Source organism: Pseudohaliea sp. (assembly GCF_040217025.1).
In the GTDB taxonomy this organism is placed as follows: domain Bacteria; phylum Pseudomonadota; class Gammaproteobacteria; order Pseudomonadales; family Halieaceae; genus Pseudohaliea.
On sequence record NZ_JAVJOA010000012.1, the window covers coordinates 236,636 to 263,113 of the forward strand.

The window sequence follows — 26,478 nt, forward strand, 5'->3', positions numbered from 1 at the left end:
GGGTCAGCAGTGCTCGTCGATGCGCCCGCGGCGTTTACCGCCGTCGCGGGGCCGGGTGCCATCCTGCTCCGCGGTCTTTTCCCGCTCGGCGCGCCGTCGCTTTTCCTCGGCACCGCGATGCACCGGCCGTGTCGGCCGCAGCGGTTTGATGCCTTTCGGATCGATGGGATCGACCATGGGTCCCTCCTCCCTCATCCGTTCACCCGGCGGCTGGATTGCGCCCCGCCGCGAGCATGATGCCGGGCAGGCGCTCCCCGGAGGCCGCGGATGACATGACCACCAGGACGACGCGGCGGTTCCGCGCCCTGCCCTCCGGCGTGTCATTGCTCGCGATGGGCCGGTGCTCACCGTAGCCGGTTGCAGACAGGCGCTCCGGCGCAATGCCGTTCTCCTCGAACAGCCGTACCACCGTCGCCGCGCGGGCCGCGGACAGCTCCCAGTTCGAGGGGAAGCGCCCGTTCAGGATCGGGACATTGTCCGTAAATCCCTCGACGTTGACCAGGTTGGGCACATCGCGCAGCACGAGCGCAAAATTCTCGAGCACCGGCACGGCATCGGAAAGCAGCACCCGGCTCCCCGAGGCAAAGAGCAGCTGCGCCTTGATCTCGATCTCGAGCCAGTAGTCGTTGCGCTCGACCTTAATCAGTTCCTCGTCGATGAAATCGGACACGCGGTTCTCTACGGCCCCGGCAAGGCGGTTGATCTCGCCCCGTGACTCGGCGGCGGCATCACCGGGCTCTGCCTGTGAAAGCCCCGGGTTGAGAAGCTCGGGCTTGAGCGGAATCAGCGCCTGGGAGGCATCGGCACCCGGCGCGCCCGCGGACCAGGCATCGGGCATCGGCACCCCGCCCGAACTGTCCCGCTGCAGCGCCAGGAGCGGCGTGTTCAGGGCGCGAACAATGGAATCCGAGAGGACGCGATAGCTGCCGTCCCGGGCCGTGGAAATCGAGTACATGACCACGAAGAAGGCGAACAGGAGCGTGATGAAGTCGGCATAGGAAACCAGCCACCGCTCGTGGTTCTCACTGTGCTCGAGCTGGCGCCGGCGCCGCCCCTTCACCCCAGGTAGCCCTCGAGCTTACTCTGAATCGCGCGCGGGTTCTCGCCCTCCGCGATCATGATGACACCGTCCAGCATCATTTCCTGGTACTGCAGCTGTTCGCCGTAGAGCGCCTTGAGCTTGTTGGCGACGGGCAGGAAAAGCAGGTTGGCGAAGGCGACACCGTAGATGGTGGCCACGAACGCCACCGCGATACCTGCCCCGAGGGCGGACGGATCGGACAGGTTTCTCATGACGTGGATCAGCCCGATGACCGCGCCGAGGATGCCCAGCGTCGGGGAATAGCCCCCCATGGACTCGAACACGCGCGCGCCGCGCTCCTCGCGGACGAGCTTGCTGTCGATTTCCACTTCCATGATGGCGCGGATCTCGTCGGGCTCGACGCCATCCACGAGTAGCGTGAGGCCCTTGCGCAGAAACGGGTCGGCCACGCCCTGCGCCTGCTTTTCGAGGGACAGGAGCCCGTCGCGGCGCACGCGCCGGCTCCATTCGAGCACGTCATTGATCAGGGGCTGCCGGTCGAAGCGCGGCGTGCGCAGCACCCACTTGAGCCGGCGCATGGCAAAGAGGAAATCCGCGAGGGGGGTCTGCAGCAGCACCGCACCGAGCGTACCGCCCACGACGATGACGAAGGCAGTGAGCTGCAGGAGGCTGGTAACGCGCCCACCCTCCAGGATGGTGCCGCCGACGATGGCACCGACCGACAGCGTGACGCCGATCAGGGTGAGGTAATCGAAGGCCGAGCCGGCCGGTTTGCCCTTGCGCGCCATCCTTAGATCAACCTGTCCAGGCAGAAAGCTTGCCGCGCAGCCGGGCGATGGCCTGGCCGTGCAGCTGGGAAACGCGTGATTCGGTCACCTCTAGCACGCCGGCGATTTCACGAAGATTCAGGCCCTCACTGTAATACAACGACATCATCAGCGCCTCCCGCTCGGGAAGGCGGGCGATGGCGTCCGCGAGCGCCCGGCGGAAAGCCTCGCGCGTCGTCTCGCCGGCGGGGTCTGCCTCGGCGGACGCGACGGCGTCCTCGCCCCCGAGCTCTTCCAGCGTGGTCATGCGCGCGCAGGCGAGTTCCGCCGCGAGCTCCCGGTACTCATCCACGGGCAGCTCCAGCTGCCGGGCAATGGCCTCATCGGTAGCGAGCTGCCCCTGCTCCTGCTCGACCACGGTGATCGCCTCGGAGACCTGGCGCAGCTTGCCCTGTACCGAGCGCGGCAGCCAGTCGTGGCGACGGAGTTCGTCCAGCATCGCGCCGCGGATGCGGATACCGGCGTAGGTCGCAAAGCTGGCGCCACGCGTGGCATCGTGGTCTTCGCTGGCCTTGAGGAGACCGATGAGCCCCACCTGGATGAGGTCGTCCGTGTCCACCGAGGCGGGCAGGCGCGCCGCCAGGTGCAGGGCGATCTGCTTCACGCGGGGAAGGTGTTCGAGCACGAGAGCCTGTTTCGGATCCCCTGCCGCGCCGGCGCTCGCCACTTCAGCCATGCTCGGCCTCGGCCTCGATCAGGCGCTCGAGGAAGAACCCGATGCCCCCTGAGACCGCGGTCGCGCGCAGCGTTTTCTGCACCCGCGCCGCGGCGCGACGGAAGGCCTGGGCAGAGGGCGCGCGGGGATAGGCCGTCATGACGGCCTGCTGCTGCCGCACGGCCCGCCGCAGGTAATCGTCCCGCGGAATGTGGCCGAGGTAGCCCAGGTGAACATCGAGGTAGCGGTCCGCAACCCCGCAGAGCTTGTCGAACAGGCGGCGCCCCTGGAGCTCGTTGTCGACCATGTTGGCAAGCAGTTGAAAGCGCTTGACGCCGTGATCCCGGCTCAGGACCTTGATCAGCGCGTAGGCATCGGTGAGCGAGGTCGGCTCATCACAGACGACGACGATGATCTCCGGGCAGGCGCTGGCGAAGGTCAGTACGGCACTGTCGATCCCGGCGCCGGTATCGACGAGGAGTGTGTCCAGGGGTCCCGGCAACTCGCTGAAGGCGCTCACCAGGCCCGCCTGCTCGGACGCGCTCAGGCTCGCCATGCGCGCCACGCCGGACGACGCGGGCACGATGCGTATACCGGCCGGCCCGGCAACGATGGTTTCGGCCAGGGTGCACTCACCGGCCAGCACCGCGCTGATATCCCGCTCGGGCTTGAGCCCCAGCGCGACGTCGACATTGGCGAGGCCCAGGTCGGCATCGAACAACAGCACGGCCTCGCCGGTTTCGGCAAGCGCCACGGCGAGATTGACCGCTACACTGGTCTTGCCAACGCCCCCTTTACCGCTACTGACTGCAATGACGTTGATAGGGGCTTCCTCGCCCTGGTTACGGCCCAAAGTGCGGCCCATAGTGCGCCTGCCTCCAGCGCCAGTGACATTGACCCATGCTCAGGCCGGGAGGCTCAACTCGCCACGGCCCCGGGCAGGGTGCTCCGACGCGACCGGGCGTCTGTCAGGGCCATGGCCACCCGCACCAGTTCCCCCGCCTTGGCGGGCTCAATATCGTCCGGCACACGCTGGCCGTCGCAGGTAAGCAGCGCCGGCAATTCCGTGCGGACCAGGGCCTCGAGGACGCCGCCCAGGCTGGTCGCTTCATCCATCTTGGTGATGATAGCACCCGCCAGCTGCTGTCTTCCAAAGGCGAGTACCACTTCCTTCGTCTGCGCGGCCTGGGCCGCCGCCGAGAGCACCAGGCACAGGGTCACCGGCGCTATCCGGCCCCCCAGCATTTCGCACTGGTCCAGCAGTCGCCGGTCCCGCTGGCCCATGCCGGCGGTGTCGATGAAAACCCGGCGGTCGCGGAAGCCCGCCAGGGCCTCGTCGAGCGCCTCGCGGGTAGTGGCGCTCACGTGGGGGATGCCGAGCAGGCGGGCAAAGGTCGCGAGCTGCTCGTCCGCGCCGATTCGGTAGGCGTCCGCGGTGACGAGCGCCACGCTGTCGCGGCCGTGACGCAGCGCGGACAGGCCGGCCAGTTTGGCGACCGTGGTCGACTTGCCCACCCCGGTCACGCCGACGCAGGCCAGCGCCTCGCCCGGTTCGATCGCCGGTGGCCGGGCCGTGCGGATCCGGTCGGCGAGCACCTGCATGGCGATCCGCCACTGGGCGTCGAGCCCCCCGCGCGGCGGGACTGCGTCGAGCAGGCTCCCGCTGATGCCTCGGGATAACCCGAGCCGGGCCAGCCGCTGGCCCACGGCGGCGCGCACCGGCGGCACGCCCGCGCTGTCCTTCCAGCTGCGACCCCTGAGCTGCTGTTCGAGCACGCTGCGCAGCTCCACGAGCTCGTCCTGGAGGCGCTGCATGGTGAGCTCCCGCGCCGGGTCGGCGGCTACCCGCGGCTCGGCCCCGCCGAGCGCCTCGATGTGCTGCTCGTCGAGCTCCCGCGCCGCCACCAGCTCCACGCCGTCGGCCGAGCGGCGGGAGGAGAGGATGACCGCCTCCGGCCCCAGCGCCTCCCGGACCTGGGCCATGGCCGCGCGGCTGTTCTTGCCTCTGAAACGCCTGATATCCACTATTGACCTCCTTCAGCGGTCGCCGTCGCCGCGGGAGCGGCGCTGCCGATCGTTGCCACGACCCTGATCGACTTGTTGGGGGGAATCTCCTCGTAGGCGAGGATGTAGAAATTCTCCATGCGCCCGCGCAGCAGGCGCGACAGGAAGGCCCGCAGGCCGCTGGACACCAGCAGCACGGGCGTGCGGCCCTCGGCCTCGAGCTTCTTCGAGCCGTCCATGACCTGGCGGATCACGCTGTCGACGAGCGTGGGCTCCAGGCCGCCGGCCCCGCCCTGCAGCGAGTTGTTGAGGATCTGCTCCAGCTGCGAATCCAGCACCATCACCGGCATCTCCCTCGCCGTGCCGTTCACGGCCTGGAAGATCGCCGGCCCGAGCGCCACGCGGACCCGCGCGGTCAGTTCCTCGACATCCTTTTCCTTGCCCGCCTGGGCCGCGAGCGCCTCGGCGATGGTGCGCATGTCGCGCACGGGAACGCCCTCCTCGAGCAGGTTCTGCAGCACGCGGGTCACCTCCGCCAGGCTCATGGTCGTGGGCACCAGGTTCTCGACCAGCTTGGGCGAGGAGCGGGCCAGCTTGTCCAGCAGCTGCTGCGTACCGTCCTGGCCGAGCAGTTCCCGGGCATGGTTCTTGAGCAGCTGGCTCAGGTGCGTGGCGATAACCGTGCTGCTGTCGACCACCGTGTAGCCCTTGGACTGGGCGTCATCGCGCTGCGACGGGTCGATCCACACCGCCTCGAGACCGAAGGTGGGATCCCGGGTGGCGACGCCCTCGAGTTCGCCGAAGACCTGCCCCGGGTTGATCGCCAGCTCGCGGCCGGGAAACACTTCGCCCTCGCCGACGACGACATCGTGCAGACTGATCCGGTAGCTGTTGGGTGAGAGATCGAGGTTGTCGCGAATGTGCACGGAGTGCACGAGGAATCCGAGTTCCTGCGACAGTTTCTTTCGCACCCCCTTGATCCGCGCGAGGAGGTCTCCGCCCTGGTTGCGGTCGACCAGTGAAATGAGCCGGTAGCCGACCTCGAGGCCGATCTCGTCCACGTCGCTGACATCGTCCCAGCTCAGCTCCGCGGGCTCCGACGGCCGCGCTTCACGCTCCTCCACGGCCGCTGCGGCCGGCGGCTCCTGGCCGCGCTGCCAGCGCAGCCAGGCGACGCTGCCGAGGATCCCCGCAATGGCCAGGAAGACGAGGTTGGGCATCCCCGGCACCAGCCCCATGAGGCCGATGCTGCCCGCCGCGACGATCATCACCCGGGGATTGTCGGTCAGCTGGCTGGCCACGGCCTCGCCCATGTCCTGGGCACCGGACATGCGCGTTACGATGATCGCCGCCGCGGTCGACAGGAGCATGGACGGTATCTGCGCGACCAAGCCGTCACCGATGGTCAGCAGCGTGTAGTTCTGTGCCGCCTGGGCGGCGGTGAGATCGTGCTGCAGCGTGCCGATCGCGAAGCCACCGATGATGTTGATGAACAGGATCAGGATCCCGGCGACGGCATCGCCGCGGACGAACTTGCTCGCGCCGTCCATGGCCCCGTAGAAGTCCGCTTCGCGGCCGACCTCTTCGCGCCGGGCCAGGGCGTCCTCCTGGGAGATGAGGCCGGCGTTCAGGTCAGCATCGATCGCCATCTGCTTGCCGGGCATCGCGTCCAGGGTGAAGCGGGCGGTCACCTCGGAGATGCGGCCGGCACCCTTGGTCACGACCACGAAGTTGATCACCACCAGGATGGTGAACAGCACCAGGCCGACCGCGTAGCTGCCGCCGACCACGAATTCCCCGAAGGCGCGGATCACGTTACCCGCGGCATCCGTGCCCGTGTGGCCCTCCAGCAGGACCACGCGCGTCGAGGCGACGTTGAGACCGAGGCGCAGCAGGGTCGCGATGAGCAGCACCGTGGGAAAGACCGCGAACTCCAGGGGCCGCGCCGCGTAGACGGCGGCCAGCAGCACGATGATGGCGAGGGCAATGTTGAAGGTGAACAGCAGGTCCAGCGCGAGCGGCGGCAGCGGCAGGACGATCATCACCAGCATCAGCAGCAGCACGAACGGCGTGCCGACGCCCTTCAGTAACATGCCGATACCCGGTGCTGCGGCGCTCTCGAGGGCGTCACTGGTCGCCATCTGCAGGCTCCTCGTCCATGTTGTCGGCAGCCGCCCACTCCTCGGGGACCTCGAGGTCCGCCGGCGGCGGCACGTAGTCGGTCGGCCCCGCGCGGCGCAGCTGCAGCAGGTAGGCGAGCACGCGCGCTACGGCCAGGTAGAGCTCGCGCGGAATCTCCTGCCCGAGCTCCGTCGTCGCGTAGAGCGCACGGGCCAGGGGCGGGGCCTCGAAGACCGGCACCTCGGCAGCGCGGGCGACGCTGCGGATCTGTAGCGCGACAAGGTCCCGGCCCCGGGCCACGACCGTTGGCGCCCCGCCCCCGGCCTCGTCGTAGCGCAGCGCGACGGCGACGTGCGTCGGGTTGGTAATCACCACGTCCGCCTTCGGAACGTCCTGCATCATGCGGCGCTGGGCTACATCCCGCTGCAGCTCGCGGATCCGCTGGCGCACCTCCGGGCGGCCGTCGGTCTCTTTCAGCTCCTCGCGCACCTCCTGCCGGGTCATGCGCAGCTGGCGGTTGAAGTTCCAGAGCTCGAACGGCACGTCGAGGGCGGCGATGAAGACCAGCGTTCCGGTCAGCAGCAGGAGCCCCCAGAGCAGCACCTGCACCGCCGCGCGGCTGGCATAGCCGGGCTCGTAGGCGCCCAGGGTCAGGATGTCGCGCTCGAAAAGCACGAAAACGACCAGCGTGGCGCCGAGCAGCAGCAGGAACTTGCCCAGCGCCTTCAGCATCTCGACCAGCCCCTTGGCCGAGAAGACCCGGGCGATGCCCTTGACCGGGTTGAGCTTTTCCAGGCTGAAGGCGATCGCCTCGCCGCTGAAGGTCCAGCCGCCCATGGCCAGGGGTCCGGCGAAGGCGGCGACGATGGCCACTGCAAAGAGCGGCAGCAGGAGCAGGATCGCCTGCGCCAGCATCCAGCCCAGGTGTACGGGCAGCCGCTCGCTGGCGAAGACCAGCTCCCGGCTCACCGAGAAGCCGTCGGCGAGCAGCGCCTGGAACCCCCGCACGAGCGTGCCCCCGAGGACGAGAAGGCCCAGGGACAGGGCCAGCAGCGACAGCAACGTGTTGAGTTCTTTCGAACGCGGCACCTGGCCGCGGCGCCGGGCCTCCTGCTTGCGGCGCTCTGTCGGCTGTTCTGTGCGTTCCTGGCCGGTCTGCTCTTCTGCCACAGCGCCCCCTCAGAACACGAGCAGGGTGCGCTGCAGCCCCGCCTCGATGAACCGCCGGAGCGTGTCCAGGAACCCGGGGAGCGCGAGCAGCATGAAGAAGAAACCCGCGAGGATGGTCACGGGGAAGCCGACGGCAAAGATGTTCAGCTGCGGCGCCGCGCGCGTGATGACGCCGAAGGCGATGTTGATCATCAGCACGGCGGTGAGCGCCGGCAGCGCCAGTAGCAGCGCCGTGGCGAAGATCTGTCCGCCGAAGGCGGCGACGTTGCCGAAGCTGTCGAAGGCGAGGCCCGGCTGCGCAACCGGCAGCAGGCGGAAGCTCTCGGCCAGCGCCATGAGGAGCACCAGGTGCCCGTCGATGGCAAGGAACAGCAGCGTGGCGAGGATGACGTTGAGCTGGCTGACCACGGGCACCTGCACCCCGTTCTGCGGGTCCACCGTCATGGCGAAGCCGAGGCCCATACTCATGGCCACCGTTTCACCGGCGACGATCACCGACGCGAAAACCATCTGCATGATGAAGCCGATGCACAGGCCGATGGCCACCTCGCGCACGGCGAGCAGCAGGCCGATACCGCTGATCGCGTCCGGCGGCGAGGCGGGCGCGGCCAGCGGGGCGAGCAGGGCCGCCACCACCACCGCCAGCGCGATACGCACGCGCACGGAAACGGTGCCGGCGCTGAACACCGGCGCGACCAGCAGCAGCGCAGACAGGCGCAGAAACGGCCAGTACCAGCCGCGCAGGGTCGCCAGGATCAGGTCGAGGTCCAGGGCCACTAGCCCAGCAACCCCGGGATATCGCCGTAGAGGCGACGCGCGAAACTGATCGCGACCTGCAGCATCCAGGGCCCGGCGATGAACAGGGCCGCCACCAGCGCGATGAGCTTGGGGATGAAGCTCAGCGTCATTTCCTGGATCTGGGTCGCCGCCTGGAAGATACCGATGAGCAGGCCGATCGCCAGCGCAGACAGCAGCAGGGGCGCGGCGAGCAGCACCGCGAGCCAGAGGGCATCGCGCCCGACATCGAGTACCTGCTCCGGTCCCACGGCTTACACCGCGAAGCTGGAGACGAGCGTCGCCGCAATCAGCGACCAGCCGTCAATAAGCACGAACAGCATGAGCTTGAACGGCAGCGATATCAGCATGGGGGAGAGCATCATCATCCCCATGGACATCAGCACCGCCGCCACCACCAGGTCGATGACCAGGAAAGGCACGAACATCAGGAAGCCGATCTGGAAAGCGGTTTTCAGCTCGCTGGTGAGGAAGGAGGGCAGCAGGACGACCATCGGCACGTCATCCGGCGTCGCGAACGGATCATAGCCCCCCAGCTCGCCGAACATGATCAGGTCGTTCTCGCGGGTCTGGCTGAACATGAAGTCGCGGAAGGGCCGCTGCGCCGTGGTGAGCGCCTCCTCGAACCCCACGGACTCGTCCAGGTAGGGCTTCAGGGCCTCGTCGTACGCCGTCTGCAGCACCGGCGCCATGATGAACAGGCTGAGGAACAGCGAGAGACCGAGGATGATCTGGTTCGACGGTGTCTGTGCCGTACCCAGCGCCTGGCGCAGGATGGCGAGCACGATCAGGATCCGCGTGAACGAGGTCATGGTGATCAGCGCCGCCGGCAGCAGCGTGAGCACGGTCATCAGCAGCAGGATCTGGATGTTGAGCGCGTAGCTGCTGCCGCCACCCTGCGCAGGTTGCACCGATACCAGGGGGATCGTGGCCTGGGCCTGCGCGAGCCCCGGCAGCAGCGCGAGCAGTATCGGGAGCAGCGGCAGCAGGAGCGGTAGCCGGCGTCTCATCGCCCCGCTCCCCGCTGCCCGGCAAGGCCACTGAGCAGGCCGGCGAAGTCCCGCCCCGGGGCGGTGCCGGCATTGTCCGCCGCATCGGCGACCGGTTCGTCGAACACGTGCAGCGTGCGCACGGTCCCCGGGGCGACGCCGAGCAGCAGCTGCCGGTCACCCGCAGCCAGCAGCACGACCTTCTCGCGAACGCCCACGCTGGCGGTCGCGAGCACCCGCAGCGAGCCGCCGCGCCCGCTGCCCGCGCGGTTCACCCGCCGCAGCAGCCAGATCACCGCAGCCAGGCAGAGCAGCACCAGCAGCAGCGAACCGAGCACCTGCGCCGCGTACCCGGGGCTCAGCACATCCGGTGCCGAGGGCGCAGCGGCGGCGCCGGGGGACACGGCGGCCAGCGCGAGGAAGCGGAAGCGGGCTGGGGACAGGTCGATCACTTCAGTTTCTTCAGCCTCTCCGACGGGCTCACCACGTCGATCAGGCGCAGGCCGAAGCGGCCGTTGGACTCGACCACCTCCCCGCGCGCGATCAGCGTGCCGTTGACCATGAGGTCCAGCGGATCATTGATGTCGCGCTGGAGCTCGACCACCGTGCCCTGGGTCAGCGACAGCAACTCCTTGATCGGCATCCGGGTGCGGCCGATCTCCACCGAGAGCGTCACGTTCACGTCGAGGAGCAGGTCGAGGCTCACCTCGCCACTGCCCGCGGCCGCCGCCCTATCGCTCTCTAGGGGCTCGAGCGCGGCAGCTTCGCCGCCTGCCGCCGGGTCCTGCCGCTCTTCATCGCTCATGACTTACCTCCGTTGCCTGCGGCCTTTGCCAAGGCCAGCCGCGTTATCTTGATGGCCTTGCGACCCTCGTGAGTGCCGTAGCTGCCGCTGGCAAGGGGCTCACCCTCGACCAGCAGCTCCACTTCCCCGGGCATCTCGAGGGGCAGGACCGAGCCGACGCGCAGGGCGAGCAGGTCGGCAAGCGCGTATTCCCGCGTGCACAGCACGCCGGTCAACTCCAGGGGAACGGCGCGCAGTTCGCGCCGGAAATAGGGCTCCCAGCCGGGCCCCGTCTCGGCGGAACGCCGCGGCGGGGCAAAGCGCTCCCGGTGCGATTCCAGGGCCGCGAGGGGCAGGGCGAGCTGCAGCTGGCTGCGGAACTCCCCGGCGGTGATGTCGAAGCCGATGAGCAACGCGACATCCCTGGCCGGCTGGGCCTCCAGCCGGTCCGGCGTCGGCGCCACGGATAGCTCGCCGGGCGTGAGCGCGAGCTTGTCGGCCCAGGCCGCCGCCATGGTGTCGAGGCTGAGGCCGGCAACGCGCTCGGCGAGGCGCAGCTCGCTGGGGGTCAGGGCACTGCGTTCGCGCGCGGCGGGGGGGCCGCTGCGGCCACCGCCGAAATAGTCGTTGACCAGCAGCGACAGGAAATCCCCCGCCATGAGCACGTGACAGTGGCCCGCCAGGGGCGCGACCTCGGCGCTGGCGACGCCGACGACCGGGCCGACGGAGACGGCGAGGTCGCCGTAGCTGGAGAGCTGGAGCGACTGGGGCTGCAGCTCGAACTCGATGGAAAAGGTGTCGGAGAGAGCGCTCGCGAGCAGGTCGGCGTGGCGCTGGTTGATGCCGGCCAGCGCGGCGAACTGGCCGAGCACCGACCGCTCGCGGGCGGTGAAGTCGAAGGGACGATAGCTCCCCTCGGCCGCGGTGTCTTCGCGGGTCAGGGCATTGATCTCATCCTCATTCAGGATCTCGCTATCGGCCATAATCCCTCATCGGCTACTGCAACACGAACGCGGTGAAGTAGACCTCCTGCACCGCATCCTTGCCGGATGCGCCCAGCGCCTTGTTGACCGCAGCTAGCGCGTCGCGGCGCAGCTGCTCCTTGCCCTCGACGGTCCGCAGGGCATCGAAATCCTGCCCGCTGAGCAGCATGATCACCTCGTTGCGCACGGCGGGACGGTTGCGCTCGGCGCGATCGATCGCGTCCTGGCTGTAGGCCATGAGCTCCATTTCCGTCTGCACGTAGCGAATGCCGCCCTTGTAATCGAAGTTCACCAGGAAGCGCCCGAGGTCCAGGTACAGCGCCTCGCGCTCTTCCGGCTCTTCCGGCTCCTCTTCGGCAGCGGTCTCGGCCCCTGCCGGTTCTTCGCCGCCCGCGAGGAAGAACCAGGCGCCGCCGGCCCCTCCGCCAAGCAGCAACACGGCGAGCAACACCCAGAGGAGAAGCCTGCCCTTGCCACCACCGCTCTTCTCCTGCGCTTCCTCGCCGTTCCTGTTCAGGTTCAAATCGTCATTGCGTGCCATGTTCCTTCCTCACCATCGGCCATCCGGTCGGGTGCAGCGACACGCGCCACCCCTCCCAGCAAGAGCTGTACCACCGTCGTTTTTTCTATTAAAAACAATGCATTAAGGGATTCCCGGGGACGCCGCGACAACATTTTGACGCCCCCACGGGGGTGCCTGACAGCGGACCGGCGTCCGCCGGGCAGTCTAGACGTATTCGGCAGAGAGGACTATCCGCGAAGCGTGAGCGGGCGCACGTCCCGAGCCGGGGCTTCGACACCGTGTTCGCGGCCAGGAACGGGGACCCGGGCGGTGGGCCCGGGCAGTGCTACCCGGCAGTAGGGTCGGCGTGTGCTATCGGGCGGGGGTGGCGGGCGGTGCTTGCAGCCGGTGGTGTCAGGCAAAGGTATCGAGGAGCCCGTCGACACGCAGCGCCAGCGTCCCGGAGGTCTGTCCCTCCGGCGCTTCGGCTGTCAGGCCGGCGGGATCGCTCCCGCCGGGGGTGCCGGGCAGGCCATCGCGCTCACCCCCGTCGCCCCGGGCCTGCTGCTGTGGCTCCCGGTAGCTCACATCACCCTCGGCCAGATCGAGCCCGCTCTGCTGCAGCAATTCCCGCAGCCGGGGCAGGGACTGCTCGATGGCGTCGCGGGCGTGGGCCGTGTCGGTGACGAATACCACCCGGGCCTGGTCACCATCGGTGTTGATAGTGACGTGAAGGCGGCCGAGTTCCGCGGGATGGAGCTGCATCGTGGCCTCGCGCGAGGCCGTGCCGACGAGGATCCGGACCTGGCCGGCCAGGCCCTCGGCAAAATCGCCCTGCGGGCCCGCCAGGTTGTAGGCCAGCGCCGTCGGCCGCGGTGACGCGCCGCCGTCGGTAGACAGCTGCGACAGCGCCGGCAGCGCCGCGGCATCCGCCCGCTGCGCCGCGACACTGTCGCCGCCCTGCGCGGCGGCAACCGGGCCGCCCGGCAGCGGCGGGCGCCGGGTGTCGGCGTCGGGTGGTTCCGCTGCCGCCGCCATGAGGTCGCGGGCTGCCGGAGAAGCCGACGGTACGGGTGCCTGCGGTACGTCGGGGACATCCGCCGCGGCGGCAGCGGGGCGGATGCCGGGACGGGCGCCCGCGCTGTCCGCCTCGCCCGTCCCTGCGCCGGTCGCGGTGAACGGGACGGGAATTCGCGGTTCACCCTCTGCCGCCGGGGCCGCGCCCGCGGGCAGGGTAACCGCCCCCCGTCCATCGGCCGCGGGCAACGCCGGGGCGCCCGGCCACGGGCCGGCCTGGGGCAGCGACTGCCCGGCGGGAGGCCTGGCAGCCATGGGCCCCTCGATACCTTTCGCACCGGCGGCAGCACCGGTGGCAGGACCGGTGACAGCACCGTTGGACGCACGAGCGGCGGTGAGGGCGATGGAGAGTCCCGGCGCCGCCGGAGGCGTTGCCGCCAGGCGCGCCCCGGCCGGGGAGATCGGCGCCGGCTCCGCGGACAGGCCGGCAGCCGCTCCCGGCGCCAGCGGGCCCGCCACTGGCGCGGTGATGACCAGCGCCTCCGGCGGGCCCTCTGCGAGCGGCAACGGGCTGCCGTCGGACGGCAGGCCCTTGCCGCCGGCACTGGCCTGCGTGCCGGCGGCAACCCGGAGCCCCGCCAGCAGCCCGGCAAAGGGGTCGGCGGGAGCCTCGCCGGCCGGGCGCTGCGGTGCCACGCTGTCAGCGGCAACGCTCTCACCGGTGGAAACGGCGGGCCCGACGGCCAGGGGCAGCTGTGTCAGCATGGGGGTGAGTGTCCGTCAGTGGGTCGTCGAGGAAGACTTAGCAAGGGACGTGCCAGCTTTCCCTGCCGCCCCCTGGCGCCGGCTTCAGGTCTCGCCGTCCGGCTCCCCGGGCCCGGCGGCCTGGCTGGCGTGCTGGTCGTCGGCAACGCGCTGCGCCCGGCGCTCTTCGGCCAGGCTTGCCTCGAGGCGCCGCCGCGCGAGGTAATCCTCGAGACCGCTGCTGCGCTGGCGCTGCCGGGCCATGACCTCGCGCTGCTGCTTGAGCTCGGCGCTGCTGCGCGCGACCTCGCCGTCCTGCGTGGTGATGGCCCGGTTGAGGTTGGCGAGAAAGCGCCGGTAGTCCTCCAGCTGCCGCGGGCTGATGCCCCCCGCGGCGACCTGCGCCAGGCGCTCCTCGTACTCGGCCTTGAAGCGCTGCAGCTGGTCGAGCTGTGCGGAACTCGCTTCGTGACGCTCGCGGGAGGCGTTCAGGCCCCGCGCCGCGCGCGCCTGGTCGGCCCGCGCCTTTTCCGCCACCTTGTCGAGCTTGTCAATCGGGTTCATCTGTCACTCCCGATGCCGCAGGCGCGGGCAGTCTCGACCAGGTCCGCCAGGCTTCGCGCCATGTCGACGCGCTGCTCCCGGGGCTGGCGCACCAGCTCCCGCAGCGGCCCGACGGCGGCCAGGGCCCGGTCGACCAGGGGATCCGCACCACGCTCATAGGCACCAATATTAAACAGGTCGCGGTTCTGCCGATAGGTGCTGTACAAGTTCTTGATCTCGTGGACTATGGCCAGCTGTGCCGGGTCCACCAGCCCGGGCATGGCCCGGCTGATGGACGCCTCGATATCGATGGCGGGAAACAGCCCGCTGTCCGCTACCTCCCGGGATAGGACGATGTGGCCGTCGAGGATCGCCCGCGCCGCGTCGGCAATGGGATCGGCCGGGTCATCGCCCTCGACGAGGACAGTGTAAACCGCGGTGATCGAGCCGCTCGCGACGTTGCCCGCGCGCTCGACCAGGCTGGGCAGCAGCGAGAAGACCGAGGGCGGGTAGCCCTTGGTGACAGGCGGCTCGCCGGCCGCCAGGCCGATCTCGCGCTGGGCCTGCGCAAAGCGGGTGAGGGAATCCATGAGCAGCAGCACGTTACTGCCCTGGTCGCGGAAGTACTCGGCGATCGCGGTCGCCCGCCAGGCCCCGTGCACCCGGCGCAGCGGCGGATCGTCCGCGGGGGTGGCCACGATGATGGCGCGCGCCAGGCCCCCGGGGCCGAGAATCTGGTCCACGAACTCGCGGACCTCCCTGCCCCGCTCCCCGACCAGGGCAATCACCACGACGTCGGCGGCGGTATGGCGGGTAAGCATGCCGAGCAGCGTACTCTTGCCCACCCCGCTGCCGGCGAAGAGGCCGATGCGCTGACCGCGGCCGATCGTCAGCAGGGCATTGACGGCGCGGACCCCGACGTCGAGCGGGGTGTCGAGGGTGCGCCGCGCCAGCGGGTTGATCGACTCGCCGCGCAGGGGCACGTGCTCGCGGTACTGCGGCACCGGCCCGCCATCGAGGAAACGACCGGCGCCATCGACGATGCGGCCGATGAGCTGCCCGTCCACGGCCACGCGCTGGCTGGGGCCCAGGGGCTGCACGCGGGCGCCGAGCATGACACCGGCGACATCGCCTTCCGGCATGAGGATCAGGCGGCCCATGGAGAAGCCCACGACCTCCGCCTCCACCGAGCCGCCGTCCTCGGTGATGATGCGACAGCGCGAACCGACCGCGCCGCGGCAGCCCTCCGCCTCGAGGCGCAGGCCGACCATGCGCACCAGGCGGCCCTCCCGCAGCGGCGGCGGCACCGAGACCGCAGCGCGCACGCGGGAGAGGCCGGCCGCAAGGCGCTCCCGGCGCCCGGCGAGTTCCTCCGCCGCGGTGCTCACGAGGGTTCCTGCAGCCCGTGCTCGGCCTCGCGGCGCAGGCGGGCGAAGAGTTCCTCCAGCGCCTGCTCGAGCGACGCGTCGATGTAGGACACGGGGGTGTGCAGGCGCAGGCCGCCACGGGCAAGCGAGGGATTCTCCTTCAAGCGCCACTGCGCCGGTTCACCGCGGCGGCCGAGGAGGTCGTTGACGAGCTCCACGTCCGCGGGGTGCAGCTCCACCTCGAGCAGCCCCTCGATGTCGCCGAGCTGGCCCAGCGCTTCCGACAGCACCGCCTCCACGTCGGCGCCCCGGACAAGCTCCCGGCGCAGGATCGCCTCGGCGGCATCCAGGGCGATGCCGGTCAGGTCGCGGAGCAGCGTTTCCTCCTGCTCCGCCAGGGGCCTGGCCATGGCCTGCCAGAGTGCGCTCAGCTCGGCGACCATGGCCTCACCGCGGGCGCGGCCCGCGGCCACGCCCTCGGCATAGCCGGCCTCGAAAGCCTCGCGCCGCAGCGCATCCGGGTCCGGCACCGCCGGCTCCTCCCGCCTAACCGCGCGCCCGGAGAGGTTGGGCGGCTGCCAGGGACGCGTATCGGCGGGGTCAGACAAAATCGTCGCCTCCCTTGCCCAGGGCCAGCTCCCCCTCGTCTGCCAGGCGCGTGGCGACGGAAAGAACTTCCTTCTGCGCCAGCTCCACTTCCGACAGCTTCACCGGGCCCTTCGCCTCGATGTCCTCCTTGAGCATGTCGGCCGCGCGGCTGGACATGTTGCTGAAGAACTTCTCGCGCACCGCGTCGTCGACCCCCTTCAGGGCGATCACGAGGTTATCGACGGCGATCTCCCGGATCAGGCGCTGCATGCCGCGGTCGTCGAGGTCGAGCAGGTCCTCGAAGACGAACATCAGCTCGCTGACCTTCTCGCCGAGGTCGCTGTCGGCCTCGCGCAGCGCGGTGAGCAGCGCCGACTCCATGTTCGTGTCGACGTTGTTGAGTATCGCCGCGGCACTGGTCATGCCGTTGACGGAGCGCGGCGGCGACTTGCGCACCTTGCCCAGCTGGCGCTCGAGGACCTGGTCGAGCTCTTCCATGGCCGCCGGGTCGATGACCTCGAGCCGCGCCACCCGCAGCATCGCCTCCGGGCGCAGCGCCTCGGGCAGCGCGGCGAGGACCTGCGCAGCGTGGTCGTCATCAAGGGAAGCAAGCACGATGGCGATGATCTGCGGGTGCTCGTCCTCGATGATCTCCGCCACGGCGCGCGCGTCCATCCACTTCAATGCCTCGATCCCCCGGGTCTGCTGCTTGCCCGGGAGGACCTTGGAGAGCATGGTCCGCGCCTTGCTCTCGCCCAGGGCCTGCACCATCACGCGCTGGGTGAAATCGCTGGCACCGATGGCCAGCGGGTTGACGTTCCCGGCCTCCTGGTGGAAGTCCCGCAGCACCTCCGCGACCTGGGCGTTCGATACGCCGGCGAGCGAGGCCATGGCCTCGCCGACCCGCTGAACCTCCCGCGGCTCCATGTGCCGCATGATGGCGGCGGCCGCCTCTTCGCCCACGCCGAGCAGGAAGATGGCCGCGCGCTGCGCGCCCGTGAGCGTGGCTTCAGCCATCGGTGGAGACCCAGCCGCGCACCACCTGCGCGGCCCGCTGCGGTTCTCCCTCGGCCAGGTTTCGGGCCATCTGCAGCTGCTGCTGGTAGCCGCCGCCGCCCGCGCCCTGGCCGCCGAGGGTCACCCGGTCGTCCCCAAGCTCGCCCGCGCGCTCCTCGCCGGGCAGGGCCCGCTGCCCGCCGGCGGCGGGCAGCGCCGCAGGCACCGGCGCCGCGGAGAATTTCATCAGCGGGCGCAGCACGACGAAGATCAGCGCCCCCAGGGCCGCGGCCGCCAGCACGCCGCGGCCGACGCGCCAGGGCCACTCGGCGTCGAGGAAGGACGGCTCCTCCAGCGGCGCCAGCTCCGGCGGCGGCGCGAAGGAGGCGTTGATCACGCTCACCGTGTCGCCCCGCTCCGCGTCGAAGCCCACCGCCTCGCGCACCAGCGCGCGGATCTCCTCGAGCCGCTCCTCAGCCAGGGGAACCCGGCCGGTACTGCCGTTCTCGCCCTCACCCTCGATGTAGTCGACGACGACGGCGACGGAGAGCCGGCGCAGCGTGCCGGGCTGCTCGCGCACATGGCTGATGGTCTTGTCCATCTCGTAGTTGCGCGTCACCCGGCGGCTTACGGGCTGCAGTTCCTCAGCCGCCAGTGCCGGATCCTCGGGGTTAGCGGGATTCCCGGGCGGTGCCGCCTGCACCTGCGCCTCCGGCGGCGGCTGGTTCGCCAGCGTGCCGGGAACACCGCCGGTATCCAGCAGGCTGCCGCGCTCCTCCGCCGTCTGCTCGCTGCGCACGACCGTCTCCGGCGCATACTGCTCGCTGGTGCGCTCCACGCGCGTGAAATCGATGTCGGCGGCCACCTGCGCCCGGACGCGGCCGGGGCCGAGGATCGGCTCGATGATGTCGACGATGCGCCGGCTGTAGCGCTGCTCGAGCTCCTGGGCGAGGCGGTACTGCTCCTGCGTGTAGCCCAGCCCGTCATCCACGGCCTTGCGCGACAGCAGCCGGCCGCGCTGATCGACAACCGATACCTGCTCGGGCTCGAGATTGGGTACGCTGGAGGAGACGAGGTGCAGGATACCGGCCACCTGGCGATCGCTGAGCGTCTGCCCGGACAGCAGCTGCAGCATGACCGACGCGGCCGGCTTCTCGCGCTGCCGAAGGAAGGCCGACTGCTTGGCCATGGCCAGGTGCACCCGTGCCGCGCGCACCCCGTCCATGGCGGAGATCGTGCGTGTCAGCTCCTGCTCCAGTGCCCGGTGAAAGCGCGCCTGCTCCATGAAACTGCTGACGCCGAGTTCCTGCTCCTCGTAGAGAGTCTCGAAGCCCAGCCCCTCACCGCGCGGATAGCCATCGCTGGCGAGGGCGAGGCGGGCGCGATGCAGGTCCGAGGCCGGCACGGCCACCATGCCGGTGCGCGGGTCCAGCCGGTAGTCGAAGCCGTTGGCTTCCAGCGCGCTGATCACGCCGTTCGTGTTCTCACCGCTCATGCTGCCGTACAGGGGCTTGTACGCCGGTGCGAAGCCCCACTGCACGAGCCCGATGCCGAGCGCGATGCTGGCCGCGAGACCCAGCAATAGCGCCAGCTGCCGGGCCACGGGCTGACGGCTGTAGTTGGAAAAGCGGTTGACGATGGGATTGGCGCTTTCGGCCATGGCGCAATGCGACTCCTCAAGACCCTAGTTTAACAGACAGTGTGCAGCGAACAGCGCGCGCTGCGGCAGCCATCACACCTGCATGTTCATGATTTCCTGGTACGCCGTCAGCAGCTTGTTGCGGACCTCCGTCAGCGCCTGGAACTCGATGTTGGCCCGCTGCGCGGTCACCATGAGCTCGGTGAGCGAGACCTCCGGGTCGCCGCTCTCGAAGCGCTCGGCGAGGTGCTTGGAGTCCTGCATGGCCCGGTTGACCTCGTCGATCGACGCCTTCATCAACTCGCCGAAGGCGGGCTCGCCCGCCGCGTTACCGGCGCTCCCGGCCTCTTCGCCGCGCGCGGCAGCGGCCATGGCGCGCATCTGCGCCAGCACCTCTCCAATGGCGACGTCACTCACTCTGCACCTCCTGCACGTAGCTCCGATCCCGGTACGGGCACACCCTGTTCCTTCATCCGCGCCAGCTTGTAGCGCAGCGTCCGCGGGCTGATGCCCAGGCGCTCAGCCGCGGCCTTGCGGCTGCCCCCGCTGGCGGTCAGGGCGTCGAGGATCACTTCCTGTTCACGCTGGCGCAGGTCCCCCTCCAGCTGCGGGCGGCGAGGCGCCGGGGCAGCCGCGACGGCGTCCCGAGGCGTCTCCCCGAACTCGATGTCTGCGGCGCCGATCACCTCGCCCGGCGCGAGGATGGCCGTGCGCTGCATGCAGTTCTCGAGTTCGCGCACGTTGCCGCGCCAGCCGTGCGCCAGCAGCCGTTCCCGCGCCCCGGGTGCCAGCACGAGCTCGCGGCCGCGGGGGCTGTAGCGGGCGAGGAAGGACTCCGCCAGGGCGAGGATATCGCCCGGCCGGTCACGCAGCGGCGGCACGGTCAGCGGCAGCACGTTGAGCCGGTAGTAGAGGTCCTCCCGGAAAGCGCCCTCGGCGACCGCATCCGCGAGCCGCCGGTTCGTTGTCGCCAGCACGCGCACGTCGAGGGGAATCAGCCGCTGTCCGCCGAGCCGCTCCACCTCGCGCTCCTGCAGCACCCGCAGGAGCTTGGCCTGCAGGGCCAGGTCCATCTCCGAGACCTCGTCGAGGAGCAGCGTGCCGCCGTTGGCCTGCTCGAATTTTCCGGGCCGGGACTGGTGGGCGCCGGTGTAGGCGCCCTTCTCGTAGCCGAACAGCATGGACTCGAGCATGTTCTCGGGAATCGCCGCGCAGTTGACGGCGAGGAAGGGCGACGACGCCCGCGGTGAGCAGTTGTGCAGGTAGCGGGCCAGCACCTCCTTGCCGGTGCCGGATTCACCGCTGATCAGCACCGTTGCGTCGCTCGCCGCGATGCGGCGGGCAAGGTCCAGGAGTTCGCGCGTGGCCGGGTCTTCGGCGACCGGCTCGCCCGTCGGCGGCGCCGGCTGCAGCCGCTCCACCATCGCCAGCAGGGCTTCCGCGGGAAAGGGCTTGAGCAGGTAATCGGTCGCCCCGCCGCGCATGGCGTGCACCGCGTCCTCCACGGAGCCGTGCGCGGTGATCATCACGAAGGGCAGCTCGGGGCGGCGACGGCGGACCTCGCGTAGGAGCGCCTGCCCGTCCATGCGGTCCATCTGCACGTCGCTGATCACCAGGTCGACCCGCTCCTCGTCCATCGCCAGCAGCGCCGCCTGGCCGTCGGCGGCGGTGACCACCTCGTAGCCGCCGTCGAGCAGGGTGTCCTGCAGCGCCTCGCGCAGCGTGGCGTCGTCCTCAACCACGAGGATGCGCCCCGGTTCGCCGTGGGCCAGCGCCTGCGGGGCATTCATGCCCCGCCCTCCTGCGGGGTCGCCTGCCCGGTCACTTCCCGGACCATTTCACCTGACAATGCCCTGAGCGGCAGTTCCAGCGTGAATTCCGCACCGCCGCCGGGCCGGTTCGCCGCGACGACGGCCCCCCCGTGATCGGCGACCGTGCGCGCGACCACGGCGAGGCCGAGGCCGGTGCCCTGGGCGCGGGTCGTGAAGAACGGGTCGAAGACCTTGTCGAGGTGCGCCTCGGGAATGCCCGGGCCCGTGTCATAGACCCGGAGCTGCAGGGTGCGGGCATCGGTGGCGCCGGCCCAGAGGGCGATCTCGACGCCTTCGCCGCCGTTCTCCACGGCGTTGCTGACCAGGTTGGCCAGGGCGCCCGCCAGCTCTTCCCGGGCGCCCTCGACCACCAGGCTCCGGTCCACGGGCGTCACGGCCAGGGCGGCGCCGGCGGCTTCGACCTGCGCCTGTACGAGACGCCGCGCATCGGCGAGGAGGTCCTGCACGTTGACCGCGGCATACGCCGGTCGCTCGCCGCGGAGGAAGGTCAGGGTGCTGTCGATCAGGGTTTCCGTGTGCCGGAGACGGTCGGCCAGGCGGTCGCAGATCTGCTCGCGCCGCTCCGCCGGCAGGTCCGGCCGGCGCAGCATCGACAGGTAGAGTGTGGCCGACGCCAGCGGCGTGCGCACCTGGTGCGCGAACCTCGCCGCCATCTCGCCGAGGGCCGCTAGGCGTTCCTCGCGGCCGACGCGCGCCTGCAGGCGGTGCAGTTCGGTGGTATCGGTGATGAGCACGACCCGCTCACCCTGGCCCTCGGCGCCGCGATCGGCGCTCTGGCTGTCGAGCACGCGGCTGACCACGGACAGCTGCCGGCCGGCCGGGTCGGCCGTGAGCGCTGCCACCCGCGCCTCCACGGCGGCCCAGGCCTCGCCGAGCAGCGGCCCGCCGAGGAGCTCCTCCGCGGCCGGGTTGGCGTCGCGCACGAGGCCGGCGCCGTCGACGAGCAGTACCCCGCCCGGCAGCACCGCCATGAGCGTGGCCATGCGCTCGAGCAGCTTTTCCTTTTCGGCGAGTTCGGCGATGCGGGCGGAGCGGGCCAGGGAGAGCTCCTGGTTGAGGCGGGCGACGCGGCCCTCCAGGTCCCGGTAGGACGCATCCAGCTCACGGGAAACCCGCTCCAGGCTCTCGAGCACATTGGCGCGCTCACCCTCGTCCGCCGCGGCTGCCTGTCGCATCGTCCCTCCCCACCCGCCTGCCGCGGATGCCGATCCCGTCACCGGGGCCGACGGCCCCCTGCTACCTGCACAGCAGGCTTAGCAAGGACCGTGCCCGCAGGCTTTTTCCTTTTCGATCAGGGAGTTGGCGTGAGGGCGTCAAGGATCCGACGTTGGCAGGGGGCGCTCGATGCCGTGCTTGCGGAGTTTTTCCACCAGGGTCGTGCGCTGCAGGTTGAGCAGCTTGGCCGCCCGGGACACCACCCAGTCCGAGCGCTCGAGCGCCTGCTGCAGCAGGTCGCGCTCCAGCTCCGCCAGGTGCGCGCCCGGAGGTCGAGGCCGTCGCCATCGAGCGCGGTGCCCGCGGCCGGCAGCTGGAACGGCGCGACCGGCCCCGGGTCTTCGCCCGGGACCTTTTCCGTAATCTCGCCGTTCACGGCGGGTTCGTCCCCGGCGGGTGCAACGGCCTCGAGCGCGCGCGGTTCCGCGAAGGCATCCCCGCCGATGTCCGCACGGAAGCGGGCGGGCAGTTCCTGCACGCCGACCCGGTCGTCGGGATAGAGGATGGCGAGGCGCTCCATGAGGTTTGCCAGCTCGCGCACGTTGCCCGGCCAGGGGTAGCACTGCAGGGCCGCCAGCGCCCGCTCATCGAGGGACAGTTCAACACCCTGGCTGCGGCGCAGCTCGGCGAGGAAGTGACGGACGAGCGCCGGGATATCACCGCTGCGTTCGCGCAGCGCAGGCATTTCGATGGGGAAGACATTCAGCCGGTAGAAGAGATCGGTACGGAACTGCCCGGCCTCGGCCAGGGCCTCGAGGTCCTGGTGGGTGGCCGCGATCACGCGGACATCGCAGGTCTGGGAGACGTTGCTGCCGACCCGCTCGAAGCAGCGTTCCTGCAGCACGCGCAGGAGCTTGACCTGCATGGCCAGCGGCATGTCGCCGATCTCGTCGAGGAACAGGGTGCCCCCGGCGGCGAGCTCGAAGCGCCCGCGGCGACTGTTGATGGCACCGGTAAAGGCGCCTTTTTCGTGCCCGAACAGCTCGGACTCGAGCAGCTCACCGGGGATGGCCCCGCAGTTCACCGGCACGAAGGGCCCGTCGCAGCGCTGGGACGCCTCGTGCACCCCGCGGGCCACCAGTTCCTTGCCCGTGCCCGATTCACCCAGCACGAGCACGGAAGCGTCGCTGGGCGCGACCTGCGCCACCAGCTTGCGCACGTGGGACATGGCCCGGCTCGCTCCCACAAGGGTTTTCTCCAGCCCCTGCATTACGGAAGCGAGCTGGTTTTCACGAAGTCGAAGGGCCATGGAAGTTCCTGCAGCGCGAGGCGGGAGTATCCCTACCCGGCCGGTCCGCTGTCAAGAATTTGACGCTTCCTGGTCCTGTGCGCGGCGGAACGCCACCTCCCGGCGGTGGTGGCGGAAAATAAGCTTGTCCAGCCAGTCGTGGGCCGAACCGGACAGCCCGATGAAGCGGGCGCGGGCCATGCCGGCCGCGTAGTCTTCCGGGCTGGTCACCACCTCGCCGTAGCAGCACAGGGGCTTGGGCAGCCCGCGCTGGATGTAGAGTTCGAGGAATACCTGCTCGCCCGGCGCCGGCACCGCTTCACCGCGCCAGGCGACCCCGGTGGAGGACACCTTCACGGCCCGGGCCTCGGGGATATCGAGCTCGCGGTAGACCAGCGTGGCGACCAGGTCGAGCACGAGGTTGAGCTTTAGGTCGAGGCGGGCCACCTCGGCGCCGAGGGATGAGCCCGATTCCGGGGGTTCCTTCCCCGGCCAGCCATCGCCGAGGATGGCCACGGCGCGCAGGAAGGCCTCGTTGGAGGCGCTCACCATGGCGAGATGGGTCTGGTCGAGATCGTGGTCGGCGGGCTTCCAGCTCAGCGAGATATTGTCGCTGTAGGTCAGGCCTTCACCGGGCTGCGGTTCGTTGTCGGCCATGCCGGGTTCCCTCGCTCACCGTGCCCCTTGCCGGCGTCGGGGCAACGATAGCACAGGGTTCCGCGGGCGGTCAGCGGCCGCCGTTCACGTCGCGGTAGCGGTCGATCGCCGTGCGCGTGCGCACCTGGGCGACGCCCTGCTCGAGGACGCGCTCCCGCGCCGCTGCGAGCAGCGCCATGAGTTCCTCGTTGAGGTGCAGCAAGGCCGCCAGGGCCTCCGCCACCAGCTCGCCGTGCTCGGCCGGGGTTGCCTCTGTAAAGCAGCGGCGGAGGTCGTCGCGGCGCTCGCGCTCGCGCTCGGCCACGGCGTCCCAGTCTTCCTCCCGGGCGTGTTCGAGCATCTCCTGGGTCATGAGGAGGACCCGCGCGAGGCGGCGGCACTGGGGAGAGGCCGCAGCGGCCACGGTCTCAGTACCGGGGAAGGGCAGGACCTCAGCCACCGGCCCGCTCCGGCGCGATGCCCTCCCAGCCGGCGCGGATTTCGCCGAGGAGACCGTGCACTTCTGACAGCCCGGCGACGTCGCGCTCCTGCCCCGCGGTAAGCAGCCGCGTCTCCATGTAGTCGTAGAGGTCACGCAGGCGCTCTGCCAGCTCGCCGCCCTGCTGCAGGTCCAGGCTCGCCCGCAGGTTGTCGATGATGGCGATGGCCTTGCCCAGGGCCTCGCCCTGCGCCTGCCGGTCGCCCCGCTCCATGGCCCCGCGGGCCGTGGCAACCCGGTCCATGGCCCCCTCGAAGAGCATGGTCACCAGCCGGTGCGGGGAGGCATCGGTCACCGCGCCGTGCGCGCCGACGCTGCGGTAGGCATTCAGGGCCTGGCTTGCATTCATGGGGGCTGTACTCCTTGGAACAATCAGTTGTCGCGGTCACCGGGCAGCGGGATGTTGGCCAGCTGCTGAGCCACGAAGTCGCCGGTGCTCTGCAGTTCGGCGAGCAGGCTGTCGAGGGCGTTGAACTGGGCGCGATAGCGGGACTCCAGGGCGTCGAGGCGCCGGTTAAGGGCCTCCCGGTCGTCGGCGATGCCGTCCACCCGGGCCTGGATGCCGCTGGTGCGCGTATCGAACAGGCCGCCGCTGCGCAGGTAGCCGTCGAGCAGCGCATCGGTGCGCGTGGCCACGCCGGTGCCCTCCGTGGAGAACAGCGCGGCCACGGACGGCAGGTCGGCTTCCAGCGCATCGGACAAACGGCCGTCGTCGATGGAGAGGGTGCCGTCGGCGCCGGTAGTGATGCCGAGCTCGGCGAGAGACCCGGCGCCGCCGACGCTGTCGGTCACCGACCGCCGTACCTGGTCGAGGATGGAGCGCGCGGAGATATCGCCCTGCAGCGGGCCGGCGTTGCCGGTCTCGGCGTCGTAGCGGGTGAGCTCGCCCGCGGTGCGTACGAAGCCGTTGTAGGCCTCGACAAAGCGCTCGATGGCGCTGCGCACGGCGCCGCGGTCGGCTTCCACAGAAACCGTCGCCGGCTGCCCCTCGGAAACGCCCCGCAGGGTGAGGCTTACACCATCGACGGCGTCGGCCACGGTGTTGCTCGCGCTGGTCAGCGCGAGGCCGTTGATGCTGAAGGCGGCGTCGGTCCCGGCCGCGGTCTGCTCGAGGTTGGCCGCGTCGCCGTTGAAGGCGAGCCGCGACAGGCCGCTCGCGTCGAGATCGTTGCCGTCGTTGTCGTCCACGGTAATCTCGACACTGTTGGTCACCCCGGTTTCGTCGGCGGTCAGGAGCAGCCGTGCACCCGAGCCGTCGGCGACGATGGAGGCGCCGACGCCGGCGTCGGCCGCGTTGATCGCGTCGCGCACGCCCGCGAGCGTGTTGTTGCTGTCGTCGATGGTAATCGTGACCGGGTCGCGGTCCGCGTCGACCGTGAAGCCGTTATAGCTGGCAGGCCCGGGGTCGGCCGGGGTGTAGTCCGTGCTGCCGAAGCGCAGGGTCAGCGTGCCCTCGCCGACCACCGCCGCGCTGTCGGCGAAAGCCGTGGAGGCCAGCGACTGGGCGCTGGCCAGCTGGTCCGCGCGGACGCTGTAGCTGGCGCTCGCCGCTTCGCCGGTCGCGCTGGCGGTGACCACGCCGTCATCGCTGCTGCTCGCGTTGCGGCCGCTGAAGTCCGCCGCCGAATCGAGGCGCGCGAGCCGATCCTGGAAGCTCGCCAGGGCGCTCTGCAGCCGGCCGAAGGCCGACAGCTCGCTGGTCAGCCGCGTCTCGCGCTGCAGCAGCCGGTTCTCGACCGGCGCCCGCTCCGCGTTGACGAGCTGGGTCACGAGCCCCTCGATATCGAGGCCGGAACCGATGCCTGTCGCCTGGACCATTTTCCCTACCTTTTACCGCTTGTAGCGCCGGTGAGCAGGCAATATCAGTGCCAGCACGGGCGGCACGCTAACTCTCGCTGTCCATGAACAAACCGCGAACCGGGGCGTCTTCCGCGGACATTTCTGCGCGCTGCTGCGCGATAAAACGGGCGATCTCGACAAGTTCTTCCTGCGGAATCTGCCGGATGACCTCGTCGGTCTCGCTGTCGACCACGGTGATGATAGTGGAGCCGAGTTCACTGTCCACGGAAATCTGCAGGGAGCGGTTCACTGTCTGGATGAACTGCGACAGGTCTCGAGCCGCATCCGCCACCCGCTCCGCGCCGGCACTGCTCGCGGCCTCGGGCGCCGGCGTGCCGTTGCCGCCGGCGGCAACCGATTGCCGGGCCTCGGACCGGGTATCGACGGCCGCGGGACGCGGCGCCAGCTGCGTCACCGATGCCATGTTGCTGGTATTGATTGGACTGGCCATGGTCATTGCCTC

At 70.1% G+C, this 26,478-nt stretch carries 30 protein-coding genes and 1 pseudogene; all 31 read right to left on the bottom strand.

Going from position 1 to position 26,478, the window contains the following annotated elements; all coding sequences use genetic code 11:
• Positions 1 to 3: 3 nt before the first annotated feature.
• The 31 genes and pseudogenes from RKE50_RS17985 to RKE50_RS18135 all read right to left on the bottom strand — a co-directional run bounded on the left by RKE50_RS17985 (position 4) and on the right by RKE50_RS18135 (position 26,466).
• On the bottom strand, positions 4 to 177 hold the full coding sequence (locus RKE50_RS17985) for a hypothetical protein (protein WP_350038859.1): 174 nt from the start codon (positions 175 to 177) through the stop codon (positions 4 to 6).
• Between the two features lie 22 nt (positions 178 to 199).
• A complete protein-coding gene (gene motD, locus RKE50_RS17990; RefSeq protein ID WP_350038861.1) occupies positions 200 to 1,060 on the bottom strand; it encodes a flagellar motor protein MotD in 861 nt (286 codons plus the stop codon).
• Positions 1,057 to 1,830, bottom strand: a complete 774-nt coding sequence (locus RKE50_RS17995) for a flagellar motor protein (RefSeq protein WP_350038863.1) — start codon at positions 1,828 to 1,830, stop codon at positions 1,057 to 1,059. Before RKE50_RS17995 ends, motD begins: the two co-directional genes overlap by 4 nt.
• Positions 1,831 to 1,837: 7 nt before the next feature.
• A complete protein-coding gene (locus tag RKE50_RS18000; RefSeq protein ID WP_350038865.1) occupies positions 1,838 to 2,545 on the bottom strand; it encodes an RNA polymerase sigma factor FliA in 708 nt (235 codons plus the stop codon).
• Positions 2,538 to 3,389 (bottom strand): MinD/ParA family protein, encoded by an 852-nt coding sequence (locus RKE50_RS18005; RefSeq protein WP_350038867.1) that lies wholly within the window; start codon positions 3,387 to 3,389, stop codon positions 2,538 to 2,540. Before RKE50_RS18005 ends, RKE50_RS18000 begins: the two co-directional genes overlap by 8 nt.
• A 53-nt stretch (positions 3,390 to 3,442) precedes the next feature.
• A complete protein-coding gene (gene flhF / locus RKE50_RS18010; protein WP_350038869.1) occupies positions 3,443 to 4,549 on the bottom strand; it encodes a flagellar biosynthesis GTPase FlhF in 1,107 nt (368 codons plus the stop codon).
• Entirely contained in the window at positions 4,549 to 6,669 is a 2,121-nt protein-coding gene (gene flhA, locus RKE50_RS18015; protein ID WP_502937901.1) for a flagellar biosynthesis protein FlhA, read from the bottom strand. The genes flhF and flhA overlap by 1 nt, the downstream gene beginning before the upstream one ends.
• The gene (gene flhB, locus RKE50_RS18020) at positions 6,656 to 7,819 is read right to left on the bottom strand and encodes a flagellar biosynthesis protein FlhB (protein ID WP_350038870.1); all 1,164 of its coding nucleotides are present in this window, start codon (positions 7,817 to 7,819) and stop codon (positions 6,656 to 6,658) included. The genes flhA and flhB overlap by 14 nt, the downstream gene beginning before the upstream one ends.
• Before the next feature lie 9 nt (positions 7,820 to 7,828).
• On the bottom strand, positions 7,829 to 8,596 hold the full coding sequence (fliR, locus tag RKE50_RS18025; RefSeq protein ID WP_350038872.1) for a flagellar biosynthetic protein FliR: 768 nt from the start codon (positions 8,594 to 8,596) through the stop codon (positions 7,829 to 7,831).
• Positions 8,596 to 8,865 carry a flagellar biosynthesis protein FliQ gene (gene fliQ, locus RKE50_RS18030; RefSeq protein WP_350038874.1) on the bottom strand — a complete coding sequence of 90 codons (270 nt, stop codon included), beginning with the start codon at positions 8,863 to 8,865 and terminating at the stop codon, positions 8,596 to 8,598. Before fliQ ends, fliR begins: the two co-directional genes overlap by 1 nt.
• Positions 8,866 to 8,868: 3 nt before the next feature.
• Positions 8,869 to 9,624, bottom strand: coding sequence for a flagellar type III secretion system pore protein FliP (gene fliP, locus RKE50_RS18035; protein ID WP_350038876.1), 756 nt, complete (start codon positions 9,622 to 9,624; stop codon positions 8,869 to 8,871).
• Positions 9,621 to 10,055 carry a flagellar biosynthetic protein FliO gene (gene fliO / locus RKE50_RS18040; RefSeq protein WP_350038878.1) on the bottom strand — a complete coding sequence of 145 codons (435 nt, stop codon included), beginning with the start codon at positions 10,053 to 10,055 and terminating at the stop codon, positions 9,621 to 9,623. Before fliO ends, fliP begins: the two co-directional genes overlap by 4 nt.
• Positions 10,052 to 10,408, bottom strand: a complete 357-nt coding sequence (fliN, locus tag RKE50_RS18045) for a flagellar motor switch protein FliN (RefSeq protein ID WP_350038880.1) — start codon at positions 10,406 to 10,408, stop codon at positions 10,052 to 10,054. The genes fliO and fliN overlap by 4 nt, the downstream gene beginning before the upstream one ends.
• Positions 10,405 to 11,370 carry a flagellar motor switch protein FliM gene (locus RKE50_RS18050; RefSeq protein ID WP_350038882.1) on the bottom strand — a complete coding sequence of 322 codons (966 nt, stop codon included), beginning with the start codon at positions 11,368 to 11,370 and terminating at the stop codon, positions 10,405 to 10,407. The genes fliN and RKE50_RS18050 overlap by 4 nt, the downstream gene beginning before the upstream one ends.
• A gap of 13 nt (positions 11,371 to 11,383) precedes the next feature.
• The gene (locus RKE50_RS18055; protein ID WP_350038884.1) at positions 11,384 to 11,911 is read right to left on the bottom strand and encodes a flagellar basal body-associated FliL family protein; all 528 of its coding nucleotides are present in this window, start codon (positions 11,909 to 11,911) and stop codon (positions 11,384 to 11,386) included.
• A gap of 375 nt (positions 11,912 to 12,286) precedes the next feature.
• Positions 12,287 to 13,654: a flagellar hook-length control protein FliK gene (locus RKE50_RS18060; RefSeq protein WP_350038886.1), complete on the bottom strand. Its 1,368-nt coding sequence runs from the start codon at positions 13,652 to 13,654 to the stop codon at positions 12,287 to 12,289.
• Positions 13,655 to 13,738: 84 nt separating this feature from the next.
• Positions 13,739 to 14,197 carry a flagellar export protein FliJ gene (fliJ, locus tag RKE50_RS18065; RefSeq protein WP_350038888.1) on the bottom strand — a complete coding sequence of 153 codons (459 nt, stop codon included), beginning with the start codon at positions 14,195 to 14,197 and terminating at the stop codon, positions 13,739 to 13,741.
• On the bottom strand, positions 14,194 to 15,501 hold the full coding sequence (locus tag RKE50_RS18070; protein ID WP_350039076.1) for a FliI/YscN family ATPase: 1,308 nt from the start codon (positions 15,499 to 15,501) through the stop codon (positions 14,194 to 14,196). Before RKE50_RS18070 ends, fliJ begins: the two co-directional genes overlap by 4 nt.
• 59 nt (positions 15,502 to 15,560) lie before the next feature.
• On the bottom strand, positions 15,561 to 16,151 hold the full coding sequence (locus RKE50_RS18075; protein ID WP_350038890.1) for a FliH/SctL family protein: 591 nt from the start codon (positions 16,149 to 16,151) through the stop codon (positions 15,561 to 15,563).
• On the bottom strand, positions 16,144 to 17,148 hold the full coding sequence (fliG, locus tag RKE50_RS18080) for a flagellar motor switch protein FliG (protein ID WP_350038892.1): 1,005 nt from the start codon (positions 17,146 to 17,148) through the stop codon (positions 16,144 to 16,146). Before fliG ends, RKE50_RS18075 begins: the two co-directional genes overlap by 8 nt.
• Entirely contained in the window at positions 17,141 to 18,787 is a 1,647-nt protein-coding gene (gene fliF / locus RKE50_RS18085; RefSeq protein ID WP_350038894.1) for a flagellar basal-body MS-ring/collar protein FliF, read from the bottom strand. The genes fliG and fliF overlap by 8 nt, the downstream gene beginning before the upstream one ends.
• A gap of 72 nt (positions 18,788 to 18,859) precedes the next feature.
• Positions 18,860 to 19,183 (bottom strand): flagellar hook-basal body complex protein FliE, encoded by a 324-nt coding sequence (fliE, locus tag RKE50_RS18090; RefSeq protein ID WP_350038896.1) that lies wholly within the window; start codon positions 19,181 to 19,183, stop codon positions 18,860 to 18,862.
• A complete protein-coding gene (locus RKE50_RS18095; protein ID WP_350038898.1) occupies positions 19,180 to 20,556 on the bottom strand; it encodes a sigma-54-dependent transcriptional regulator in 1,377 nt (458 codons plus the stop codon). Before RKE50_RS18095 ends, fliE begins: the two co-directional genes overlap by 4 nt.
• A complete protein-coding gene (locus RKE50_RS18100) occupies positions 20,553 to 21,773 on the bottom strand; it encodes a sensor histidine kinase (RefSeq protein ID WP_350038900.1) in 1,221 nt (406 codons plus the stop codon). Before RKE50_RS18100 ends, RKE50_RS18095 begins: the two co-directional genes overlap by 4 nt.
• A 138-nt stretch (positions 21,774 to 21,911) precedes the next feature.
• A complete protein-coding gene (locus tag RKE50_RS18105) occupies positions 21,912 to 22,376 on the bottom strand; it encodes a helix-turn-helix domain-containing protein (RefSeq protein WP_350039078.1) in 465 nt (154 codons plus the stop codon).
• Positions 22,265 to 23,062, bottom strand: a pseudogene (locus RKE50_RS18110) (sigma-54 interaction domain-containing protein); the annotation flags it as partial. The gene RKE50_RS18105 and the pseudogene RKE50_RS18110, both read right to left, overlap by 112 nt.
• Before the next feature lie 51 nt (positions 23,063 to 23,113).
• The gene (locus RKE50_RS18115) at positions 23,114 to 23,698 is read right to left on the bottom strand and encodes a PilZ domain-containing protein (RefSeq protein ID WP_350038902.1); all 585 of its coding nucleotides are present in this window, start codon (positions 23,696 to 23,698) and stop codon (positions 23,114 to 23,116) included.
• Between the two features lie 70 nt (positions 23,699 to 23,768).
• Positions 23,769 to 24,137 (bottom strand): flagellar protein FliT, encoded by a 369-nt coding sequence (fliT, locus tag RKE50_RS18120; protein WP_350038903.1) that lies wholly within the window; start codon positions 24,135 to 24,137, stop codon positions 23,769 to 23,771.
• Positions 24,130 to 24,525 (bottom strand): flagellar export chaperone FliS, encoded by a 396-nt coding sequence (fliS, locus tag RKE50_RS18125; RefSeq protein ID WP_350038905.1) that lies wholly within the window; start codon positions 24,523 to 24,525, stop codon positions 24,130 to 24,132. Before fliS ends, fliT begins: the two co-directional genes overlap by 8 nt.
• Positions 24,526 to 24,548: 23 nt before the next feature.
• A complete protein-coding gene (gene fliD, locus RKE50_RS18130) occupies positions 24,549 to 25,994 on the bottom strand; it encodes a flagellar filament capping protein FliD (RefSeq protein WP_350038907.1) in 1,446 nt (481 codons plus the stop codon).
• A gap of 67 nt (positions 25,995 to 26,061) precedes the next feature.
• Positions 26,062 to 26,466 carry a flagellar protein FlaG gene (locus tag RKE50_RS18135; RefSeq protein ID WP_350038909.1) on the bottom strand — a complete coding sequence of 135 codons (405 nt, stop codon included), beginning with the start codon at positions 26,464 to 26,466 and terminating at the stop codon, positions 26,062 to 26,064.
• Positions 26,467 to 26,478: the final 12 nt, after the last annotated feature.

Bases quoted from the DNA above. Each gene is read 5' to 3' on its own strand.
- RKE50_RS17985 (WP_350038859.1), bottom strand. From the start codon at position 177: ATGGTCGATCCCATCGATCCGAAAGGCATCAAACCGCTGCGGCCGACA.
- RKE50_RS17995 (WP_350038863.1), bottom strand. From the start codon at position 1,830: ATGGCGCGCAAGGGCAAACCGGCCGGCTCGGCCTTCGATTACCTCACC.
- RKE50_RS18000 (WP_350038865.1), bottom strand. From the start codon at position 2,545: ATGGCTGAAGTGGCGAGCGCCGGCGCGGCAGGGGATCCGAAACAGGCT.
- RKE50_RS18005 (WP_350038867.1), bottom strand. From the start codon at position 3,389: ATGGGCCGCACTTTGGGCCGTAACCAGGGCGAGGAAGCCCCTATCAAC.
- flhA (WP_502937901.1), bottom strand. From the start codon at position 6,669: ATGGCGACCAGTGACGCCCTCGAGAGCGCCGCAGCACCGGGTATCGGC.
- fliP (WP_350038876.1), bottom strand. From the start codon at position 9,624: ATGAGACGCCGGCTACCGCTCCTGCTGCCGCTGCTCCCGATACTGCTC.
- fliN (WP_350038880.1), bottom strand. From the start codon at position 10,408: ATGAGCGATGAAGAGCGGCAGGACCCGGCGGCAGGCGGCGAAGCTGCC.
- RKE50_RS18050 (WP_350038882.1), bottom strand. From the start codon at position 11,370: ATGGCCGATAGCGAGATCCTGAATGAGGATGAGATCAATGCCCTGACC.
- RKE50_RS18055 (WP_350038884.1), bottom strand. From the start codon at position 11,911: ATGGCACGCAATGACGATTTGAACCTGAACAGGAACGGCGAGGAAGCG.
- RKE50_RS18060 (WP_350038886.1), bottom strand. From the start codon at position 13,654: ATGCTGACACAGCTGCCCCTGGCCGTCGGGCCCGCCGTTTCCACCGGT.
- fliJ (WP_350038888.1), bottom strand. From the start codon at position 14,197: ATGAACCCGATTGACAAGCTCGACAAGGTGGCGGAAAAGGCGCGGGCC.
- fliG (WP_350038892.1), bottom strand. From the start codon at position 17,148: ATGGCTGAAGCCACGCTCACGGGCGCGCAGCGCGCGGCCATCTTCCTG.
- fliF (WP_350038894.1), bottom strand. From the start codon at position 18,787: ATGGCCGAAAGCGCCAATCCCATCGTCAACCGCTTTTCCAACTACAGC.
- RKE50_RS18095 (WP_350038898.1), bottom strand. From the start codon at position 20,556: ATGAATGCCCCGCAGGCGCTGGCCCACGGCGAACCGGGGCGCATCCTC.
- RKE50_RS18100 (WP_350038900.1), bottom strand. From the start codon at position 21,773: ATGCGACAGGCAGCCGCGGCGGACGAGGGTGAGCGCGCCAATGTGCTC.
- RKE50_RS18115 (WP_350038902.1), bottom strand. From the start codon at position 23,698: ATGGCCGACAACGAACCGCAGCCCGGTGAAGGCCTGACCTACAGCGAC.
- fliS (WP_350038905.1), bottom strand. From the start codon at position 24,525: ATGAATGCAAGCCAGGCCCTGAATGCCTACCGCAGCGTCGGCGCGCAC.
- fliD (WP_350038907.1), bottom strand. From the start codon at position 25,994: ATGGTCCAGGCGACAGGCATCGGTTCCGGCCTCGATATCGAGGGGCTC.
- RKE50_RS18135 (WP_350038909.1), bottom strand. From the start codon at position 26,466: ATGGCCAGTCCAATCAATACCAGCAACATGGCATCGGTGACGCAGCTG.